Source organism: Neisseria sp. HMSC068C12, from assembly GCF_001814095.1.
GTDB lineage: Bacteria > Pseudomonadota > Gammaproteobacteria > Burkholderiales > Neisseriaceae > Neisseria > Neisseria perflava.
The window spans coordinates 319,533-338,594 of the sequence record NZ_KV814825.1; the positions used below are offsets into that span (position 1 = coordinate 319,533).

Here is a 19,062-nt window from a genome sequence, read left to right on the forward strand (position 1 = left end):
AGACGGCCTTTATGAAATGACAGTCGGAAATGCTTTCAAATTGTCTGTCGTTTCAATTAAATTTGAAGATCGCCATTGTCCGCACGGATTTGGCGCAGGAATTTTTGTGTCCGTTCATGTTTGGGATGATTGAACAAATCTTGCGGGCTGCCTTGTTCGACAATAACGCCGCCGTCCATCACGACGACGGTGGTTGCCACTTCCAAGGCAAATTTGATTTCATGAGTAACGACAACCATGGTCCAGCCTTCTTGTGCCAATTCCTTCATGGTATCCAAAACATCTTGCACCAATTCAGGGTCAAGCGCGGAAGTTGGTTCGTCAAACAGCATCAATTCAGGCTGAATCGCCAATGCTCGGGCAATACCGACACGCTGCTGTTGACCGCCGGAAAGCTGGTAGGGGTAGAGGTCAATCTTATCGCTCAAACCGACTTTTTCAAGCAATTTAACAGCCTCTTCTCGCGCTTTGGAGACAGGCTTGCCTTGTACGGCAACCGGCCCTTCCATGACGTTTTCCAACGCAGTTTTGTGCGGAAAGAGGTTGTATTGTTGGAACACCATGCCGGACTTGCGGCGCAGTGCCAAAATATCGTATTTGCTTGGTTTTTTGGAAAAATCGATGCTTAACGGCTGCGCATTGTCAAACTCGATCTGACCTTGTTCTGGCATTTCCAAAGCATTTAAACAGCGTAAAAACGTGGTTTTGCCTGAGCCGGAAGGGCCTAAGATGACAACCACTTGTCCTTTGCCGACATCCAAATCGATGCCGCGCAAAATGGTATTTTCGCCAAAGGTCTTATGGATATTGCGGATTTTAATCATGACAACTCCTTATTTGGCAACATAGCGGTCGAAACGTTTTTCCAAACGCGCCTGAATCAGAAACAGCACTTTGCAGAAACACCAATAAACCAATGCGGCTTCGATATAAACGGGTAAAAAGTCATAAGTACGGTTTGCTGTCTCTTGGGCAACACGGAAAAGCTCGGTTACCGTTACCACTGCGGCAAGCGAGGTGTTTTTGAACAAGCCGATAAACTCGTTGCTTAAAGGCGGTACGGCAACGCGGAATGCCTGTGGCGCGACAATGCGGCGGAAAGTCTGCATATAGGTCATGCCGATGGAGAAACCTGCTTCCCATTGGCCTTTAGGTACGGACAAAATTGCCGCGCGTATGGTTTCGGAAGCGTATGCGCCAACATTGAGCGAGAAGCCGATGATGGCGGCAGGAATCGGGTCGATATAGATGCCGACGGAAGGTAAACCGTAGAATACGATGACCAACTGTACCAAAAGCGGCGTACCGCGAATGACGGAAATATAAAATTCCACCAGCTTCAGCAAGCATTTTTGGAAAATGCCACCGGAGGGCATGATTCTTACCAAAGCAACGGCTACGGCAATAATCATGCCGATAACGAAAGAAGCGATCGCCAAAGGCAAAGACACTGCGAAGCCGGCTTTAACCATGGGCCAAAACGCGCTGATGAGCATATCAGCGCGTGTTTCCGTCATAAACGGCAGAGAAGCAAGGAAATTATTTAACACTGATGTCTTTTCCGAAGAATTGTTCGCCCAGTTTTTTCAGCGTGCCGTCGGCTTTCAGCTCAGTCATGGCAGTACTGAATTTAGCCAATGCTTCATCATTGCCTTTATTGACAATCAGGCCTGAGCCGACTTTTTCGTCAGCAGGGGCAGACCAAACGATTTGTACGCCGGCATTTGGGTTTTTCTTCAGGTAGTCCAATACCGCCAATTCGTCGTTCAGGGTTGCGTCGGCACGTTTTTGTTCAATCAGGGTCAGAGATTGCGCCAAGCCATCCACCGGTACGAGTTCAGCTCCTGCTGCTTTGGCTTTTTCGCCATAGTTGCTGGTCAGGGATTGTGCGGTTTTTACGCCTTTGATGTCGTCGATGGATTTGATATTGCTGTCTTTACGCGCGACTAAAACAGCACCACTCCAGCTGTAGGGTTCAGATTTGTCAAAAGTCGCTTGACGCTCAGGGCTGGTCAGGCCGACTTGGTTGGCAACCACGTCGAAACGGCCGGCTTTCAAACCTGCCATCATGGAGTCCCATTGTGTTTCTTTAAATTCGACTTTTACGCCCAGTTTGTCGGCGACTGCGCGGGTTACTTCAACATCGTAGCCGGTCAATTTGCCGTCTTTGTCGTGGTAGGTGAAGGGTGCGTAAGTACCTTCCGTACCGACAGTGATGGTACCTTTGTTGTTGATTCGCTCAATCAGTGAGCCGGAGGCCGAACCAGATTGTGCCGGAGTAGAAGAAGCTGAGTTGCTGCCTTCTCCGCCGCAAGCAGCCAAAACTACTGCAGCGATGCTGCCGAGTACGAATTTTTTCAACATGGATTTTTACTCCTGACTTTAAGTGTGTCATTTAGTATTAAAGCATGCATTCTAAGCGAAACTGCCCAAAATACAAAATACATCTTATGCCTTAAAAGGCCGTCTGAATGCTGATTTGTTCAGACGGCCTTCAATGATGTATAAAAAATTCAGCTTATGCAATTTCAAGCCACATGACTTGATAGGGTTGCAGTACCAAGTCCTGATTCAGAGAAACGGTTTGACCGCTGATCAAATCGTGCGCTTTAAACGGCATGGCCTGCAGGGTGTGCGCACTGATGGTTTGCGCATGTTCGCTGAAGTTGCCGAATACCAAAAGCGCGTTGTTGCGCATATAGCCGATGATGTGTTTGTTGTTGGTGTTGAAGGTAACCAACCTGCCGCCATTAAAGCGCGGATTGCTTTGGCGGATGGAAATCATATGGCGTAAACCTTGGAAGATTTGACCGGCAGTGGTCGAGCTGTCATGGCGTTGGTTGTACAACTCCTCATTGTAACGAGGACGGTGTGCCCAGCGGCTGTCATCGCTCTTGTTGCTGTCTTGAGACCAGTCATCGTCATTGAGCGTACCCACTTCGTCGCCTAGGTAAATCAGCGGCAGGCCGCCGGTACTCAAAGCAATGCTGTACAAAAGTTTGATGCGGTCAACGGCATGCGGATCGTTTTGAGCCAAGCCGACCAATGCTGCTGCTGTACCACTGACACGGCAGTCACCTGTGCTTGGGTTGTATTGGAATGGTACGCCACGCGCGAAGCTGCCGTCAAAATGGTTGACGAAGAAGCGGTTGAGGAATTGGCGGTGGTCGTAGCCGTGGATGCCGAATTGCGATGCGTCTTCGTCGGCAAACGTCCAGCCGATGTCGTCATGGCTGCGGACGTAGTTGACCCATGCTGTGTGGTCGGGCAGGTTGTGACGGTAGGTCAGTGCTTGATGGAGCAGGTTGACTTCGCGTGTGGCGAGGGTGTTCCACAACAATGCCATTTGCAGAGGGTTGTAGCCGATTTGACATTCGTCTTGGCTGATGTATTGGACAACTTGGTCAGGGTGGACGATGGCTTCGGATTTGAAGAACACGGCTGGCGCTGCGATACGCATTACAGAGTTAAACGCGCGAATCAGGGCGTGTGCCTGAGGCAGGTTTTCGCAGCTTGTGCCCATTTGCTTCCAAATAAAGGCAACGGCATCCATGCGCAGAATATCAACGCCCAAGTTGGCAAGGAACATCATTTCGCCTGCCATGGCACGGAATACCCACGGGTTGCTGTAATTTAAGTCCCATTGGAAGGAGTTGAACGTCGTCCATACCCAGCGTCCGTCTTCCAGTTGGGAGAAGCCGCCCGGATGTTGGTCAGGGAAGATTTCACGCAGGGTGCGGTCGTATTGGTCGGGCATCCAGCGGTCAGGGAAAATATAGTAGAAGTTGTCGTAGAGTGGATCGCCGGCAGCGCAGCGTTTTGCCCATTCGTGTTCGTTGGAAGTGTGGTTGAAGATGAAATCGACAACGGCGGAAATGCCTGCTTCGTGCAAGGCGGCAATGACATCGCGCAAGTCGTCTATTGTACCCAGTGCTGGATTGACATCGCGGTAGCTGCTGACCGCATAGCCGCCGTCGCTTTTGCCTTCAGGGCATTTAAACAGGGGCATCAGGTGTAGATAGGTCAGGCCCAATTCTTGGAAATAAGGGATTTTGGCTTTCAACCCTTGCAGATCGCCTGCGAACAAATCGACGTAGCACACGCCGCCAACCTGTTTGTTGGACAAAATCCAGTCAGGATCGTTTTCTCGCGCGATATCAATATCTTTTAAAGATGCGTTGCGTTGGGAATAGCTTTGCCATGCTTGGGCAATCAGTTGCTCCAGCATAGGGAGGACGGCTTCGTTGTTGTTGTATACGTTGTCCAGCTCGTGCATCAGTTTTGGGAAGTGTTCCTCAAGTCGTCTGTCAAACTGTTTCCAGTCTTCAGATGCCTCGATGCTTGCACGCTGTTCGGGAGTGTATATCGATAGGGTGCGTTCTTTAAGGTGATGCAAGGTCAAATCAACCTGTTGAGTCTGGGTCAACATAATGCCTACTCCGAAATTAAGGTGAAATTGTTTTGAAGCTTGGTTTCACTTCTTTTACAAATCCATGCCGATTGTGGGCGGCTAAGACTGTAATTTTGCGTCAAGAAACTGTCTCAATGATACTGGAAGTGCTTGAGTGTGCAAAGGGTTTTCGCGGCTCTGGAAAAGGTTTTTTCAAGTGTTTTATTTTGATTAAAAGTAGGGTTGAGTATACGGAAAGTAGCTTTTTGACGAACTTATCTTTCAGACGGCCTGAGTTTGTGAGAAAAACTTTTATTTTTATTATCTTAGATATCTTTTTATTCCAAATATGGCCGTCTGAAACATATTTACAGCATAGTGGATTGCTTGTTTCGTCTAAAAACGTGTCATAGCGATTAAGTTCATGACTTCTGATGTAAATCAAGATTCTATAAATAGGCAGTGATTGTGTTTTGAAGAGGGAAGGAATGTACGAGTTTCATTTATTAAAAAATGAATCCATTAGTTTTCTTATTGATAGTGGTTATTATGTAGATTATCAAGTCAATAAGGGAAAGGTGTTTGTCTGGTTTGTCATGCTTTTTTAATATTATTTTTTAAAATTAGACTTGACCCATTACAAGCAATTACTTAAAGTACCCATCTTATTTTTACACAAGAAAACGGGTTGTCCCGTTCCAAAAAAATGAGCGCAATCAAACCACCACAAATCACCGTATTCGACAGCAAGCCAACCGATGCTTATTTCTTCGGTACTTGCGTTCTCGACCTTTTCATGCCTGAAGCAGGCATGGATGCCATCACTTTAATCGAACAACAGGGCATCCGTATCCATTATCCGATGGAGCAAAGCTGCTGTGGCCAACCAGCCTATTCATCAGGCCATCCTAAAGAAGCCTTTGATGTTGCCAAAGCGCAACTGGATTTATTCCCTGAAAATTGGCCGATTGTCGTGCCTTCCGGTTCTTGCGGTGGCATGATGAAACACCACTGGCCGACTTTGTTTAAAGGTACCGAGTACGAGCAAAAAGCCATTGATTGCGCCAACCGTATCATTGAATTCACCCACTTCCTGCTGGCGATTGGTTACAAACCTGAAGATAAAGGCGAGCCGGTTAAAGTGGCCGTTCATACTTCCTGCGCGGCGCGTCGCGAGATGAATGTCCATTTGTCAGGCTGGCAGCTGATTGATGGCATGGAAAATGTTGAACGTATCATCCACGACCATGAAAGCGAATGCTGTGGTTTTGGCGGTACATTCTCTGTGAAACAAGCCGATATTTCCGGCGCGATGGTAACCGACAAAGTTGCAGCACTGAAAGAAACAGGCGCAACTGAAATCATCAGCGCGGATTGCGGCTGCATGATGAATATCGGTGGCAAAATTGCCAAAGACGAACCCAATATGCCACGTCCGAAACATATTGCATCTTTCCTATTGGAACGTACCGGAGGTAAAGCATGAGCGCGCGCGAAAATATTTTAGCGAAATTGAAAAAAGCCGATGCCTTGCCGATGGAAGAGCCGCCGGTTTTCGATTATTACCGTGAAATGGGTGTTTCTTGGGCAAACGATGTCGAACGCTTAAAACATTGGGCGGCTGCCATGCGTGCCGTCAAAACTGAAATCTATTGGGTTACCAAATCCAACTGGCCGCAAGTATTCCGCCAAGCAGCCGAAGGCAAAGGCTTGAAAAACATTCTGCTCCCATTAGAAACAGAACATGGTCAGCTGGCCCGTGCAGCTTTGGCCGATACCAATATTGAATCTCGTGGTTTTGAGCGAAAAATCGACGACTGGAAAAACGAATTCTTTACCGATATTGAGGCTGGTTTTAGCGGCTCTAAATGCGGTATTGCCCGTACCGGTACGATTATGCTGGAGTCCAGCCCTGTCGAGCCGCGCAGCCTGAGTTTGGTTCCGCCTGTGCATTTCTGCCTGTTTGACACCAGCAAAATGTACAACGAATTCCATAATGCTGTTGAAGGCGAAAAACTGGTAGAAAAAGGCATGCCTACCAACGTTATTTTGATTTCCGGCCCGTCTAAGACTGCCGATATTCAATTGACTTTGGCCTATGGTGCACACGGCCCGCGCGATTTGGTGGTTTTGGCCGTTCTGCCTGATCACATTTCCCCTGCCGATTTGGAGGAAAAAGCATGAGTTCCCAAACCATTAAATTCCATATGAAGCCGGAAACGTTCAAGCAAAACGCCGCAATTTCTTTGCAAGACAAGCCTCTGCGTAAAAGCTTGCGCACAGCGATGGATATGCTGATGACCAAGCGCAAAGCCGTTTTGACAGATGAAGAAGAGCTGCAAAGCCTGCGTGACTTGTGTGAGCATGTCCGTCAACGTTCGTTGTCCAAATTGCCTGCATTGTTGGAGCAATTGGAAGAAAACCTGACCAAGTTAGGCGTTAAAGTCCACTGGGCGGAAACACCTGCCGAAGCCTGCCAAATCATTCACAACATCATTACCGATAAAAACGGCAAGCTGATGGTGAAAGGCAAATCTATGGTCAGCGAAGAGATTGAGCTGAACCATTATCTGCAAGATCAAGGCATCAAAGCGATTGAGAGCGACTTGGGCGAGTTTATCGTTCAAATGGCCGGTGAGAAACCAACCCATATCGTGATGCCTGCCATTCATAAAACCAAAGAGCAGGTTAGCGAGCTTTTCCATCAAAACCTCGGCACTCCATTAACAGATGATGTAGACCAACTGACCGGATTTGCGCGTAAAGCATTGCGCGATATTTACAGCACTGCCGATGTCGGTTTGAGCGGTGTGAACTTTGCCGTTGCTGAAACGGGCACTTTGTGTCTGGTCGAAAATGAAGGCAACGGCCGCTTGAGTACCACTGTACCGCCTGTGCACATCGCCATTACCGGTATTGAAAAAGTGGTTGCGAAGCTGTCGGATGTTCCGCCTTTGTACAGCCTGCTGCCACGCTCCGCCATCGGTCAGAACATTACCACTTATTTTAATATGATTACCGGTCCTCGCCGTAGCGAAGAGCTGGACGGCCCTCAAGAAATGCACTTGGTACTGCTTGATAACGGCCGTAGTCAAGCGTATGCAGAAGATCAAATGCGCCGTACCTTGCAATGTATCCGTTGCGGTGCGTGTATGAACCACTGTCCGGTTTATACCCGTATCGGTGGCGCGGCCTACGGTACGACTTATCCCGGCCCGATTGGCGAGATTATCTCTCCGCATTTGTTAGGCTTGGATGCGACACGCGATCTGCCGACTGCATGTACCATGTGTGGCGCCTGTGTTGAGGTTTGTCCGGTACGCATTCCGATTACCGAACAAATGCAACGTCTGCGTGTTGAAGCGCAACGTTCGCCAACAGAAACCGTTCCTCATCCTATCCGTGGTCAAGGCGCATCGCATACCTTCGGCGAGCAAATGGCGTGGCGTACGTTTAACGGCATTTTCAGCGGCAGTAAGGCTTATCGAGCATTCGGCTGGGCTGCTACCAAATTCCGTGCATTGACGCCAAGCAAGCAGTTAAGCTGGACCAATAACCATGTTCCGATGAAACCTGCCAAGCAAACATTGCATGAGATGATGGCAGAAAGAAAACGTCAGCAAGAAAAAGCATAAGACTTGAAAATAAAACCTGGGGGATAAAAGCCTCAAGTTTTATTTTTTATTGAATACTGCTGGTGTAGCATCGCTATTTGTAAAGGCATTTGATTTGATTATTGTATTTTGATTCTTTTGAATAAAAAGGCCGTCTGAAAGATTTTCAGACGGCCTTTATTACATCCAAAAGTTTTTGTCTAAGTCCTTAGAGCAATACTTTTTCTACACCGCCGTTATTGGCTTTTTTTACAAACTCATCCAGCCAGTTTTCGCCGAGGATGTGTTTCGCCATTTCGATGACAATGTAGTCGGCAGGCATATTGTTGTCGTCGGCGTAGCGGCTCAGGCCTTGCAGGCAGGCTGGGCAGGAGGTAAGCATTTTGACGGGTTCGCCCTGAGGCAGCTCTTTGAGGTTTTTCTCAATTTCCTCTTGTTTGCGGAACTTGACCTGAGTGGCAATGTCGGGTCGTTTGACGGCAAACATACCGGACTCGCCGCAGCAGCGGTCGCTTAAGACGACTTTCTGTCCCATCAGGCTGCTGGCCATTTGGGTGGCATTCATGGTTTTGATCGGGGTATGGCAAGGGTCGTGGTAGAGGTATTGCTGACCTTGTACGCCGTTTAGCTGCACACCTTTTTCAAGCAGATATTCATGGATGTCGATGATACGGCAGCCTGGGAAGATTTCTTCAAAACGGTATTTTTCCAGTTGGTCGTAGCAGGTACCGCAACTGACGACGACGGTTTTAATGTCGAGGTAGTTGAGGGTGTTCGCCATACGGTGGAAAGCCACGCGGTTGTTGGTGCTCATTTCTTCGGCTTTAGCCTTATTTCCGCCTGCGTCTTGCGGATAGCCGCAACACATATAGCCCGGCGGCAGGACGGTTTGTACGCCGACATGCCAGAGCATGGCTTGAACGGCTAGTCCGATTTGGCTGAACAGGCGCTCAGAGCCGCAGCCGGGGAAGTAGAACACGGCTTCGGCATCTTCCGGAGAAGCCGGATTGCGGATGATAGGAATACTCTTGTCGTCTTCTATACCCAGCATGGAGCGTGGAGTTTTAGCAGGCACGCTTTTCGGCAAAGGACGGTTGATGAAGTGGATAACCTGTTCTTTGATTGAGGCGGTACCGACGGTGGCTTTCGGTTCGGCTTTTTGCTTTTTAGTGCCAATCGGAAGAAGCTTGCCGATTTTGTAGGCAAAGTTTTGCGCTGGGAAGCCGGTCTGTATCATGGCGGCGCGAAGGGCTTTAATGGTTTTCGGGCCTGTGGCGTTCAAAAATGCCATACCCATTGAAGCTGCAGGCGCAAAGCGTTTGTGGCCGGAATCGGCAAGGTAGTTGCGGACGGCTACGGTAACGTCGCCAAAGTCGATGTTGACAGGGCAGGGCTTAACGCAGCGGTGGCACACGGTGCAGTGGTCGCCGATGTCCATCAGTTCTTCAAAATGCTTGACGGAAACGCCGCGACGGGTTTGTTCTTCGTATAAGAAGGCTTCGGTCAGTAAGCCCACACCGAGGATTTTGTTGCGGGGGCTATACAGTAGGTTGGCACGCGGAACATGAGTAGAGCAAACAGGTTTGCATTTGCCGCAGCGCAGGCAGTCTTTGACGGAATCGGCGATGGTGCCGAGGTCTGATTTTTCCATAATCAGCGATTCCGCACCCAAAAGCTCGAAAGACGGCGTATAGGCGTTGCGCAGGTCCGAGCCTTTCATCAGTTTGTGACGGTTGAAGGTGTGTTTGGGATCGACTTGGTTTTTGTAATTCCAAAACGGTTGCAAATCTTCATCTGTCAGGAATTCGAGCTTGGTAATGCCGATGCCGTGTTCGCCGGAAATTACGCCGCCGAGCGAACGGGCGATTTTCATGATGCGTTCCACAGAACGGTAGGCCGTCTGAAGCATTTCGGCATCGTCTGAGTTAACCGGAATATTGGTGTGAACGTTACCGTCGCCGGCGTGCATATGCAGGGCGACGAAGACGCGGCTGCGTACGGTTTTGGCGTGGATTTTGCCCAAGCCTTGGATAATTTTGGTATCTGTTTTGCCGCTGAAGATTTCAGAAAGCGGCTTCATTACGTCCGCTTTGACAGACACGCGCAGGCGGAAATCGCGGAAGGCAATAAAGCAGCTTTCATTGTTTTTGGCTTCGGGCGCAGCGTGGACGGCTGCGCCATAGCGTGCTTTATAGTCGGCAAGCGGCGCGTCTAAGTTAGCAAGCAGCCATTCCCAACGCGCTTTGACAGCGGAAACGTGGGCTAGGGCGTGTTTGCCGCGTTCGCCCAATAGTTCGGCGGTTGGCAGGTCTGTTCCCATTTTGTCGATGGGGAGTTTGCCGGACAGATATTGCTCTAAGGCGGCACAGAGTTTGAGTTTGTTTTGAATGGAAAGCTCAATGTTGATGCGCTCGATGCCGTCTGAATACTCACCGAGCCGCTCCAGCGGAATCACTACGTCTTCGTTGATTTTAAAGGCGTTGGTATGTTTGGCGATGGCGGCGGTGCGGCTGCGGTCAAGCCAGAAGGTTTTGCGCGCTTCTGGAGATATGGCGATAAAGCCTTCGCCGTCGCGGGCGCGGGCAAGTTTGCAGATGTGTTCGGCGGCTGCCTGTACGGCGGCTTCGTCATCGGAAACCACGTCTGCCAGCAAGACCATTTTAGGTCGGCCTTTACCTGCCGCTTTGGTGGCATAACCGACGGCGCGGACGTAACGCCAGTCTAAATGCTCCAAACCCGCCAGCCGAACGCTTTCATGGGTAAGCAGGAAATCGCGGATTTCGACGATGGAAGGCGTTGCGGTGGCGACTGTACCGAAAAATTCCATACATACAGTACGCGTGTATTTCGGCATTTTGTGCAATACGAAGGCGACGCTGGTGATGATGCCGTCTGTGCCTTCTTTCTGCACGCCGGGCAGACCGCTCAAGAATTTGTCGGTAACGTCTTTGCCCAAACCGACTTTGCGGAATTTGTGGCCGGGGATTTCCAAGCGTTTGGTATTGACGATATTGCGGCCGTCTGAATCCAACGTATGTACATCAAACAAGGCGATTTCTTCATCGTGGATTTTGCCAAAATTGTGGCGAACGCGTTCGATACGCAACCATTCGCCTTGAGGGTTGATCATGTTCCAGTAGGCGAGGTTGTCCAAGGCAGTACCCCACAGCACAGCTTTTTTGCCACCTGCATTCATCGCCACATTACCGCCCACGCAAGACGCATCGGCGGAAGTCGGATCAACGGCAAACACCAAACCCGCCTGATGCGCGGTTTCTTCCACCCGGCGGGTTACTACGCCTGCGCCACAATGGATAATCGGATGTCTGCCGTCCAAGCCTGCCAGCTCAACATATTCGACGCCGCGATGCTTGTCGAGTTTTTCGGTATTGATGACTGCGCTGTTTGCGTCTAAAGGTACTGCGCCACCAGTGTAGCCGGTACCGCCACCGCGTGGGATAATGACCAAGTCCAACTCAATTAAAGCGCGCACCAAAGGCGCGATCTCTGCCTCGGTATCAGGATTAACGACAACAAACGGATACTCCACGCGCCAGTCAGTCGCATCGGTAACGTGCGTTACTCGAGCCAATCCGTCAAACATAATATTGTGCGGCTTGGTAATTTTGCTTAAGCGATCCAAAATTTGATGGCGTTTTTGGCTGGTTTCATCAAAACTGCTATCAAAACGCTCGACTGCTTTTTCTGCTGCTGCAACCAAGACATCCACTTGCCGATTATCGTCGCGGCGTTTGCGGATTTCATTTAAGCGGTGGCGCATTTCCCGCACCAGCGCGGCGCGGCGTTTCGGATGCTCCAGCAAATCATCGACCAGATACGGATTACGCACGACCACCCAAATATCGCCCAATACTTCAAACAGCATTCGTGCCGAACGTCCTGTTTTGCGTTGACCGCGCAGGTCTTGCAGGATTTGCCACGCTTCGTTGCCCAACAGTCGGATGACGATTTCGCGGTCGGTATAAGAAGTATAGTTATAGGGAATTTCTCGAATACGCTGAGGGGCAGTAGTCGTGGTCATGGTCGTGTTCCGTTGATGGATGTAATGTTTTTATATTAAAGGCCGTCTGAAAAATGCAATTTCTTCTTGATGGCGTAAAGTGTTAATGTAGTGTAATTTTCGATATTTTTCAACGGAAAAGACAATAAACATTTCAATGGGAATGATTTTCAACTAGGTAATATTGTTTACAATCTTGTCATGTAAATGATTTTCAGACGGCCTGACAGATTTTATCGCTTGAGTTTTTCTGTAAAACCGCTATAATGCGTTTCTTCTATGGCGGGTCTCCCCGCATGGTAATTCGGAACACCGGGTCAGGGGCGGAAGCCAGCAGCCCACTCTGATGAGCCAGTGCCGGGGGTTCGGCTCGCCACCTTATTCAAAAATGCCGGAGATGGTTAAGTCTCCGGCATTTTTCATTGTATAAAGCGTAATAAAAAGGCCGTCTGAAATCTCATTTTCAGACGGCCTTTGAGTTTATGAGCCAGCTATTTATGCTTCTTCTGATTTTGTATTGGGCAAAACGCAGTTCAGGATAATGGCCAATACGGCGCATAAACCTACACCGGCGAAGCTCAAAGTACCTACTTTGATAATCATGCCGCCGATACCTGTCGTCAATACGGAACTGACGATAACCAGATTTTTCGGCTGCATCAAATCGACTTTCGCATCAATCAATGTTTTGATGCCCAAAGAGGCGATTGTACCGAACAGCAGCAACATAATGCCGCCCATAACCGGCATAGGAATCGAAGCCAAAAACGCGTTGAACTTACCGAAAAATGCCATGAAAATCGCAAAAATTGCCGCCCAAGTCATGATAACGGGGTTGCTGTTTTTGGTAATCATCACCGCGCCGGTCACTTCACCGTAAGTGGTCACAGGCGGGCCGCCGATCAAACCGGCCACGCACACGCCCAAGCCGTCGCCGGCGAGGGTTTTGTCCAAGCCCGGGTCTTTAGTGTAGTTTTTGCCGGTTACATTACCGATGGCCATAATGCCGCCGATGTGTTCGATGGCCGGGGCGATGGCAACGGGCAACATAAACAAGGCAGCCTGCCAGTTGACTTGAGGCGTTTCAAAATGAGGGACGGCAAACCAAGGAGCGTTGATGATGGCGCTGGTATCGACCAAGCCCATGATCAAAGCCAACACATAGCCTGAAGCCACGCCGATCAGAATCGGAATCAGCTTCATCATTTTGCTGCCGAAGACAGAAACAATGACGGTTACCGCAAAGGTAAAGCCGGACAGAATCAGCGAGTCGATATAGTCGATGACCTGTTTTCCATCCGCCTGACCCATGGCCATGCTGCTGGCTGCAGCGGCCACGGACAAACCGATTACCATAATCACCGGACCGATAACCACGGGCGGCAACAGCTTGTGTACCGCATCTAGACCGCGCCATCTAATTAGCGCGGCAAAGACAAAGTACATGAAACCTGCCGCAAACAGGCCGAACATGGTAGAAGGCAGGCCCCATTCGCCGATGGAGTAGATAATCGGTGCAATAAAGGCAAAAGAAGAGCCGAGGAAAATCGGCACTTTACGTTTGGTAACCAATTGGAACAACAAAGTGCCCAAGCCTGCGCCCAATAATGCCAAAGCCGGGTTCAGTCCCGTCAGAAGCGGCACAAGCACCATGGCACCGAATGCGACAAACAAAATCTGCGCACCGGCTACCGCCGTTTTAAGCTGATTCATAAAAGCTCCGAAGAAAATTCAAATGGCGCAGATTATACTGATTTATCCTAATTGTGAACATTTATTTACAAAAGGCCGTCTGAACATATGTAACGATGACACCTGTTCAGACGGCCTTATTCGATAGCGAATTGTTAATAACTTATCAAAATCGATTAGGAAAATTTTCAGCCGCGTGTTTCGCGCCAAACCAAATAATCGCGCAGGGGTGGCATGGGCGGATTGATGCAGTGCGGACAGATGCCGGTTGTGTCTTCATCGTCGCTGTCGATATGGTAGTCGTTTGGATCGAAGCGCACCTGCTGCATCACAGCTTGCGCCAATGCTTGTTCCTGTACGACATCAAATTCAAATTTTTCCAAAATCTCATTCAATAGGCAGATTTCGCCGTCGCTGAAAGATTCGCTGTGTTTGACAATGAGGCGTTGATAATCTTTATTGCTGATTTTTTCGTGAAGTAAATTGGTCTGGATAGTCATGATTTTATTGTTGAAATAAGATGGTTAAGGTGCGGATTATAGCGGATATCGTGTCGGCTGTTTCAAAGGGCGTCTTTAAGTTGACGGGCTTTGGCGAATGTGGGGATAAATCTGTTCAATTCAATATTGACTGCCTGAAAATCGCGGCTATCAAAAAAATCGCCGATACGTATGGTTTTTCCCTGATAATCGAAAGACCATGCACCTTGTACACATTTTTGGATACGTAAAATATTGGGGACATTGTGAATTTTTCGTTTCATACCATTTTGGTAGAGGTTTTCGTTTGGCAACCTCTGTTTCCTTCCTTGTGCAACAGGAGCTTGGGGAATATGGTCACGAGAATGCCATTCGGAGATTTCTGACAACGGGAAACTACGCCAACGCCCAATGGAAAACAAGGTATAACCATGAGACAGCGTATGGTTACGGATCTTGATGTTTTCACGTCCGAAAAGTTGCCAAAGAAGGCCGTAAACAAGTGAACCGACTAAGTAGAAAGTAAAAAGTAAAGGGATGAGAATGGCTTCTAAATTAGTGAAATAGTGCTCTTCAAGGTAAAACGGCGCGATGCATGTAAGAACAAAGGAAAACATAAGAAATACCGCGGTAAAACCGATTTCCTGCGAGTCATGTACAACACGAGCAGATACGGCAATGCCGTCGGGCATGCGTTCGATTTTATAACGCGAAGATGCCATCAATAGCCTCCTATTTTTTCAGCCTGATACGCTTTTTGCAGCGGCCTAATTTGCGCCAAGCGGGCATGATCGATTTGTTCGGCAATTAAATGGGCTTTGCCTTGTGCGCGGCACTCGGCGGCAATTTTGCCTGCATCTACTTGATTGGCGGCCTCAAGTAAGGCCAGCCAGTGTTCACGTTGCGGATAAGGCGTGTTTTCAAGATTCAGACGGCCTTGTTTGTCGGCCACGCAGACGTTTAAGGCCGTCTGAAAACGTTCGGGGCGGCGGAATGCGTCGGTTTTTTTCAAAACATTCAAAATAGTTTTACTTTTGAACTGCCCGACTTGATGGAGCATGATGTGCCAACGGCAGACGAGTTCGGCAAGCTCGGCGCAGTGTTTGGGCGCGCGCAGGCGTTGATTGACTTCGCGGACGGGTTCGACGCCGTTAAGGTCGTGTCCGTAGTGTTTCGGCAGTATATCGGCCGGTGTTTTTGCCTTGCCCAAGTCGTGCAATAAGGCAGCATAGCGTTCAGCGAGGGACAGGTTCATCTCGGCGGCTCGTTGTACAACCATCAGCGTATGAATACCGCTGTCGATTTCGGGATGATAGTCGGCGCGTTGCGGTACGCCGAAAAGGGCATCGACTTCTGGCAGTAAAACTTTGAGTGCGCCGCATTCGCGCAAAACTTCAATCATTCGGCGCGGATTTTTCTCCATCAAGCCTTTGGCCAATTCCTGCCAGACACGTTCGGCAACCAAGGCATCCGCTTCGCCGTTTTCTACCATTTGCCGCATCAGCGACATGGTTTCATCGGCAATTTGAAAACCATAACGCGCGGCAAAACGGGCGATACGCAAAATCCGCACAGGGTCTTCGGCAAAGGCAGGCGAAACGTGGCGCAGGATGCCGGCCGCCAAATCTTGTTGTCCGCCAAAAGGATCGATGATCGTGCCGTCTGAATCCTGAGCCATGGAATTGATGGTCAGGTCGCGGCGCATTAGGTCTTGTTCCAGCGTAACGTCTTTATCGGCATGAAAACTGAATCCGGCATAGCCTTTGGCAGTTTTACGCTCGGTACGGGCGAGGGCGTATTCTTCGTGGCTGTCCGGGTGGAGAAAGACGGGAAAATCCTTGCCAACAGGTTGATAGCCTTGAGCCAACATGGTTTGCGCATCTGCACCGACGACTACCCAGTCGCGGTCTTTGACGGGCAGGCCTAAAAGATGGTCGCGGACAGCGCCGCCGACAAGATAGGTTTTGATGGTTTGTGTATTCATATAAAAATCGAACGATATAAAAAGGCCGTCTGAAAAGCCGTATTGGGTTTTCAGACGGCCTGAGTCAGAACGCTATTATGACGCTTTAGGTTTGTTGCTGTCGATAATCTTCAGTCCTGCGGCGACAACAAACCATATCGTTATGCGGCATATCCTTTATAATAAGCCCATTCAAATACGGAGCGGCAAATAATGCAGACTTGGCACGAGGCAATTGGTGCGGAAAAAGAAAAGGCGTATTTTCAAACGATTTTGGAGAAGGTGCGCCATGAAAGGCAGGCGGGGATAACCGTTTATCCGCCCGAGCGCGATGTATTCAATGCCTTTCGGACGACTGAATTCGGAAATGTAAAGGTAGTGATTTTAGGGCAAGACCCGTATCACGGTGCGGGTCAGGCGCATGGTTTGGCGTTTTCCGTCCAGCCTGAAATTGCGGTGCCGCCGTCGCTGGTCAATATTTATAAAGAGTTGGCGACGGATATTGAGGGTTTTCAGATTCCGCAACACGGCTATTTGCAGCATTGGGCGGAACAGGGCGTATTGCTGTTGAACACGGTGTTGACTGTTCGTGCCGGTTCGGCGCATTCCCATGCGACTTTTGGCTGGGAGGCGTTTACCGATGAAGTCATCCGACAATTGGATAAGGAACGCGAGCATTTAGTCTTTATGCTGTGGGGCAGCCATGCGCAGAAGAAAGGCGCGTTTATCGACCGCAACCGCCATTTGGTGCTGACCGCGCCGCATCCTTCCCCTTTATCGGCATATCGCGGCTTTTTCGGCTGCAAACATTTTTCGCAGGCAAACGCTTATTTGCAGGCGCATGGTTTAGAGCCGATTGATTGGCAGGTTTAAATAAGATGAAAGGCCGTCTGAAAGTAGATTTTCAGACGGCCTTATGATTTAGTCTCAAATCGAATATTCAATCAGTTCGTTTTGAGAAAAGACATAAACCTGTTTTGGAATCAGGTTCAATTCTTTGCCTTCGGTGATTTGGTAACACGCAGCATCGCTGCCTGCCAGCGTGATATGCACGTCTTGTTTGTCGTGTTTTACCAAAATATGCGTCAATGCGCCGACGGCGTGGATTTTTTCGATTTTGGCACGGATCATCGGTGTTTCATGTTCGGCGGCAAGCTGCCATTCGTGGGGGCGGATATAGCCGATGGCGGTTTGTTCCTGCCATTTGTAGTGCGCGTCCAATTTCCATGCAAAGCCGTTGTAATGCCAGATGCCTTTTTCGATGCGTCCTTCAAATGCGTCGGTTTCGCCGAGAAACTCGGTAACGAAGGCGTTTTCGGGTTTGCGGTAAATGGCTTCGGCGCTGCCGGTTTGTTCGATTTTGCCGTGGTTCATGACGACGATTTCGTCGGAAACTTCGAGGGCTTCTTCTTGGTCGTGCGTCACCAGAATGCTGGTTACGCCTAGGTTATGATGAATGTCGCGCAGCCAGGTACGCAATTCTTTGCGCACTTTGGCATCCAGCGCGCCGAAGGGTTCGTCCAAAAGCAGGAGTTTCGGTTCGACCGCAAGCGCACGGGCGAGGGCGATGCGCTGGCGTTGGCCGCCGGAGAGCTGGTGCGGATAGGATTTGGCGAGTTGGGAAAGCTGCACGAGTTTGAGCAATTCTTCGACTTTGGCGCGGATTTGTTCTTTGGACGGGCGTTCGGACTTGGGCAATACGGTCAAACCGAAGGCGACGTTGTCAAACACGTTCATGTGGCGGAAGAGGGCGTAGTGTTGGAATACGAAGCCGACTTTGCGCTCGCGCACATGCTTGGCGGTTACGTCTTGGCCGTCAAAGAGAATTTGGCCGCCATCGGCGTTTTCCAGTCCGGCGATAATGCGCAGGAGCGTGGTTTTGCCGCAGCCGGATGGGCCGAGCAGGGAAACGAGTTTGCCGGTGGGGACGTTGAGGTTGATGTTTTTCAGCGCGTGGAACGCTCCGAAGTGTTTGTTTAGATTTTGAATAGTAATGCTCATGCTGCGTTCCTTTCAGCGGCGGCGAGTTTTTTGTCTTGTAATTTTGTGATGATGTTTTGCACCAGCAATGTGGCCAAGGCTAAAAGTGCCAATACGCCGGAGAGGGCGAATGCGCCGGTGAAGTTGTATTCGTTGTAGAAGATTTCAACCAAAAGCGGGATGGTGTTGGTTTCGCCGCGGATGTGTCCCGATACCACGCTGACCGCGCCGAATTCGCCCATCGCGCGGGCGTTGGTGAGGATGATGCCGTAGAGCAGCGCCCATTTGATGTTGGGTAGGGTAACGCGCCAAAACATCTGCCAGCCGCTTGCGCCGAGTATTAGCGCGGCCTGTTCTTCGCTGTCGCCCTGCGCCTGCATTAAAGGAATGATTTCGCGCGCGACAAAGGGGAAGGTAACGAACAGCGTCGCCAAAATAATGCCGGGGATGGCGAAGATAATCTGTATGCCTTGCGCTTCAAGCCAGCCGCCCAATGCCGTATGCGTGCCGAACAATAAGACGAACATCAAACCGGCCACCACGGGCGATACGGAAAACGGCAAATCGAGCAGGGTGGTCAGCAACTGCTTGCCGCGAAAGTCGAAACGGGTCAACAGCCACGCCATCGCCACACCCAATACGGCATTGATAGGAACAACAATCAGAGCGGTAATCAGGGTTAATTTGATGGCAGACCATGCTTCGGGATCGGTCAAGGATTGCAGGTATAAATCCCAACCGCCTTTTAAGGCCTCGTAGAATACGGCAACCAAAGGCACGACCAGCATCAGCAGCAGAAAGCCCAAGGCGGTAGCAGTCAGCAATACGCGCAGCCAACGCGGTTCGCTCAGGTTTGGATTGGTAGAATGGGTTTTCATGTTAGTGAAGTCTCTATTTATTCTTGTATCCGTTTAGGCCGTCTA

The 19,062-nt window shown here is 49.7% G+C and carries 15 protein-coding genes and 1 other RNA gene; 5 read left to right on the top strand and 11 right to left on the bottom strand.

All coding sequences use genetic code 11. The features are described from left to right. Window positions 1–56 precede the first annotated feature (56 nt). From HMPREF2952_RS09375 to HMPREF2952_RS09390, 4 genes are all read right to left on the bottom strand, one after another. On the bottom strand, window positions 57–824 hold the full coding sequence (locus HMPREF2952_RS09375) for an amino acid ABC transporter ATP-binding protein (protein WP_070695596.1): 768 nt from the start codon (window positions 822–824) through the stop codon (window positions 57–59). A gap of 9 nt (window positions 825–833) precedes the next feature. Continuing rightward, window positions 834–1,550: an amino acid ABC transporter permease gene (locus tag HMPREF2952_RS09380; RefSeq protein ID WP_049336124.1), complete on the bottom strand. Its 717-nt coding sequence runs from the start codon at window positions 1,548–1,550 to the stop codon at window positions 834–836. Further along, window positions 1,540–2,364, bottom strand: coding sequence for an amino acid ABC transporter substrate-binding protein (locus HMPREF2952_RS09385; RefSeq protein WP_004520598.1), 825 nt, complete (start codon window positions 2,362–2,364; stop codon window positions 1,540–1,542). Before HMPREF2952_RS09385 ends, HMPREF2952_RS09380 begins: the two co-directional genes overlap by 11 nt. A gap of 154 nt (window positions 2,365–2,518) precedes the next feature. Further along, a complete protein-coding gene (locus tag HMPREF2952_RS09390) occupies window positions 2,519–4,429 on the bottom strand; it encodes an alpha-amylase family protein (protein WP_070695597.1) in 1,911 nt (636 codons plus the stop codon). Between the two features lie 667 nt (window positions 4,430–5,096). Between HMPREF2952_RS09390 and HMPREF2952_RS09395 the strand changes: the two genes are divergently transcribed. Genes HMPREF2952_RS09395 through HMPREF2952_RS09405 form a run of 3 tightly spaced genes read left to right on the top strand, consistent with a single transcriptional unit; the run spans window position 5,097 to window position 8,025 of the window. Beyond that, window positions 5,097–5,876, top strand: coding sequence for a (Fe-S)-binding protein (locus HMPREF2952_RS09395; RefSeq protein ID WP_070695603.1), 780 nt, complete (start codon window positions 5,097–5,099; stop codon window positions 5,874–5,876). Further along, complete coding sequence (locus HMPREF2952_RS09400) at window positions 5,873–6,574, top strand: LutC/YkgG family protein (protein ID WP_070695598.1); 702 nt, start codon at window positions 5,873–5,875, stop codon at window positions 6,572–6,574. Before HMPREF2952_RS09395 ends, HMPREF2952_RS09400 begins: the two co-directional genes overlap by 4 nt. Next, window positions 6,571–8,025, top strand: coding sequence for a LutB/LldF family L-lactate oxidation iron-sulfur protein (locus tag HMPREF2952_RS09405; RefSeq protein ID WP_049344815.1), 1,455 nt, complete (start codon window positions 6,571–6,573; stop codon window positions 8,023–8,025). Before HMPREF2952_RS09400 ends, HMPREF2952_RS09405 begins: the two co-directional genes overlap by 4 nt. Before the next feature lie 187 nt (window positions 8,026–8,212). Here the strand turns inward: HMPREF2952_RS09405 and HMPREF2952_RS09410 are convergent, their stop codons facing one another. After that, window positions 8,213–12,046, bottom strand: coding sequence for a DUF3683 domain-containing protein (locus HMPREF2952_RS09410; RefSeq protein ID WP_049336118.1), 3,834 nt, complete (start codon window positions 12,044–12,046; stop codon window positions 8,213–8,215). Window positions 12,047–12,306: 260 nt separating this feature from the next. Between HMPREF2952_RS09410 and ffs the strand changes: the two genes are divergently transcribed. Then, window positions 12,307–12,403: signal recognition particle sRNA small type (gene ffs, locus HMPREF2952_RS09415), an RNA gene on the top strand. A gap of 117 nt (window positions 12,404–12,520) precedes the next feature. Here ffs and HMPREF2952_RS09420 read toward each other — a convergent pair. The 4 genes from HMPREF2952_RS09420 to HMPREF2952_RS09435 all read right to left on the bottom strand — a co-directional run bounded on the left by HMPREF2952_RS09420 (window position 12,521) and on the right by HMPREF2952_RS09435 (window position 16,180). Then, window positions 12,521–13,738, bottom strand: coding sequence for a uracil-xanthine permease family protein (locus HMPREF2952_RS09420; protein WP_003679234.1), 1,218 nt, complete (start codon window positions 13,736–13,738; stop codon window positions 12,521–12,523). 167 nt (window positions 13,739–13,905) lie between these two features. Further along, a complete protein-coding gene (locus HMPREF2952_RS09425) occupies window positions 13,906–14,217 on the bottom strand; it encodes a hypothetical protein (protein WP_004520589.1) in 312 nt (103 codons plus the stop codon). A gap of 62 nt (window positions 14,218–14,279) precedes the next feature. Then, a complete protein-coding gene (locus HMPREF2952_RS09430; protein WP_004520588.1) occupies window positions 14,280–14,918 on the bottom strand; it encodes a hypothetical protein in 639 nt (212 codons plus the stop codon). Beyond that, window positions 14,918–16,180: a multifunctional CCA addition/repair protein gene (locus tag HMPREF2952_RS09435; protein ID WP_004520587.1), complete on the bottom strand. Its 1,263-nt coding sequence runs from the start codon at window positions 16,178–16,180 to the stop codon at window positions 14,918–14,920. Before HMPREF2952_RS09435 ends, HMPREF2952_RS09430 begins: the two co-directional genes overlap by 1 nt. Before the next feature lie 192 nt (window positions 16,181–16,372). On the opposite strand from HMPREF2952_RS09435, the gene ung reads away from it, so the two are divergent. Beyond that, window positions 16,373–17,032, top strand: a complete 660-nt coding sequence (ung, locus tag HMPREF2952_RS09440; RefSeq protein WP_049336116.1) for a uracil-DNA glycosylase — start codon at window positions 16,373–16,375, stop codon at window positions 17,030–17,032. 54 nt (window positions 17,033–17,086) lie between these two features. Here ung and HMPREF2952_RS09445 read toward each other — a convergent pair whose 3' ends face one another. Together HMPREF2952_RS09445 and cysW are read right to left on the bottom strand one after the other, a co-directional pair. Then, the gene (locus HMPREF2952_RS09445) at window positions 17,087–18,160 is read right to left on the bottom strand and encodes a sulfate/molybdate ABC transporter ATP-binding protein (protein ID WP_070695599.1); all 1,074 of its coding nucleotides are present in this window, start codon (window positions 18,158–18,160) and stop codon (window positions 17,087–17,089) included. Beyond that, window positions 18,157–19,017 (bottom strand): sulfate ABC transporter permease subunit CysW, encoded by an 861-nt coding sequence (gene cysW / locus HMPREF2952_RS09450; RefSeq protein ID WP_049336112.1) that lies wholly within the window; start codon window positions 19,015–19,017, stop codon window positions 18,157–18,159. The genes HMPREF2952_RS09445 and cysW overlap by 4 nt, the downstream gene beginning before the upstream one ends. Between the last annotated feature and the right edge of the window lie 45 nt (window positions 19,018–19,062).

What these genes read in the sequence shown, in the direction of transcription:
- HMPREF2952_RS09375 (WP_070695596.1), bottom strand. Translation starts at nt 824, where the DNA reads ATGATTAAAATCCGCAATATCCATAAGACCTTTGGCGAAAATACCATT.
- HMPREF2952_RS09385 (WP_004520598.1), bottom strand. Translation starts at nt 2,364, where the DNA reads ATGTTGAAAAAATTCGTACTCGGCAGCATCGCTGCAGTAGTTTTGGCT.
- HMPREF2952_RS09390 (WP_070695597.1), bottom strand. Translation starts at nt 4,429, where the DNA reads ATGTTGACCCAGACTCAACAGGTTGATTTGACCTTGCATCACCTTAAA.
- HMPREF2952_RS09395 (WP_070695603.1), top strand. Translation starts at nt 5,097, where the DNA reads ATGAGCGCAATCAAACCACCACAAATCACCGTATTCGACAGCAAGCCA.
- HMPREF2952_RS09400 (WP_070695598.1), top strand. Translation starts at nt 5,873, where the DNA reads ATGAGCGCGCGCGAAAATATTTTAGCGAAATTGAAAAAAGCCGATGCC.
- HMPREF2952_RS09405 (WP_049344815.1), top strand. Translation starts at nt 6,571, where the DNA reads ATGAGTTCCCAAACCATTAAATTCCATATGAAGCCGGAAACGTTCAAG.
- HMPREF2952_RS09410 (WP_049336118.1), bottom strand. Translation starts at nt 12,046, where the DNA reads ATGACCACGACTACTGCCCCTCAGCGTATTCGAGAAATTCCCTATAAC.
- HMPREF2952_RS09420 (WP_003679234.1), bottom strand. Translation starts at nt 13,738, where the DNA reads ATGAATCAGCTTAAAACGGCGGTAGCCGGTGCGCAGATTTTGTTTGTC.
- HMPREF2952_RS09425 (WP_004520589.1), bottom strand. Translation starts at nt 14,217, where the DNA reads ATGACTATCCAGACCAATTTACTTCACGAAAAAATCAGCAATAAAGAT.
- HMPREF2952_RS09430 (WP_004520588.1), bottom strand. Translation starts at nt 14,918, where the DNA reads ATGGCATCTTCGCGTTATAAAATCGAACGCATGCCCGACGGCATTGCC.
- HMPREF2952_RS09435 (WP_004520587.1), bottom strand. Translation starts at nt 16,180, where the DNA reads ATGAATACACAAACCATCAAAACCTATCTTGTCGGCGGCGCTGTCCGC.
- ung (WP_049336116.1), top strand. Translation starts at nt 16,373, where the DNA reads ATGCAGACTTGGCACGAGGCAATTGGTGCGGAAAAAGAAAAGGCGTAT.
- HMPREF2952_RS09445 (WP_070695599.1), bottom strand. Translation starts at nt 18,160, where the DNA reads ATGAGCATTACTATTCAAAATCTAAACAAACACTTCGGAGCGTTCCAC.
- cysW (WP_049336112.1), bottom strand. Translation starts at nt 19,017, where the DNA reads ATGAAAACCCATTCTACCAATCCAAACCTGAGCGAACCGCGTTGGCTG.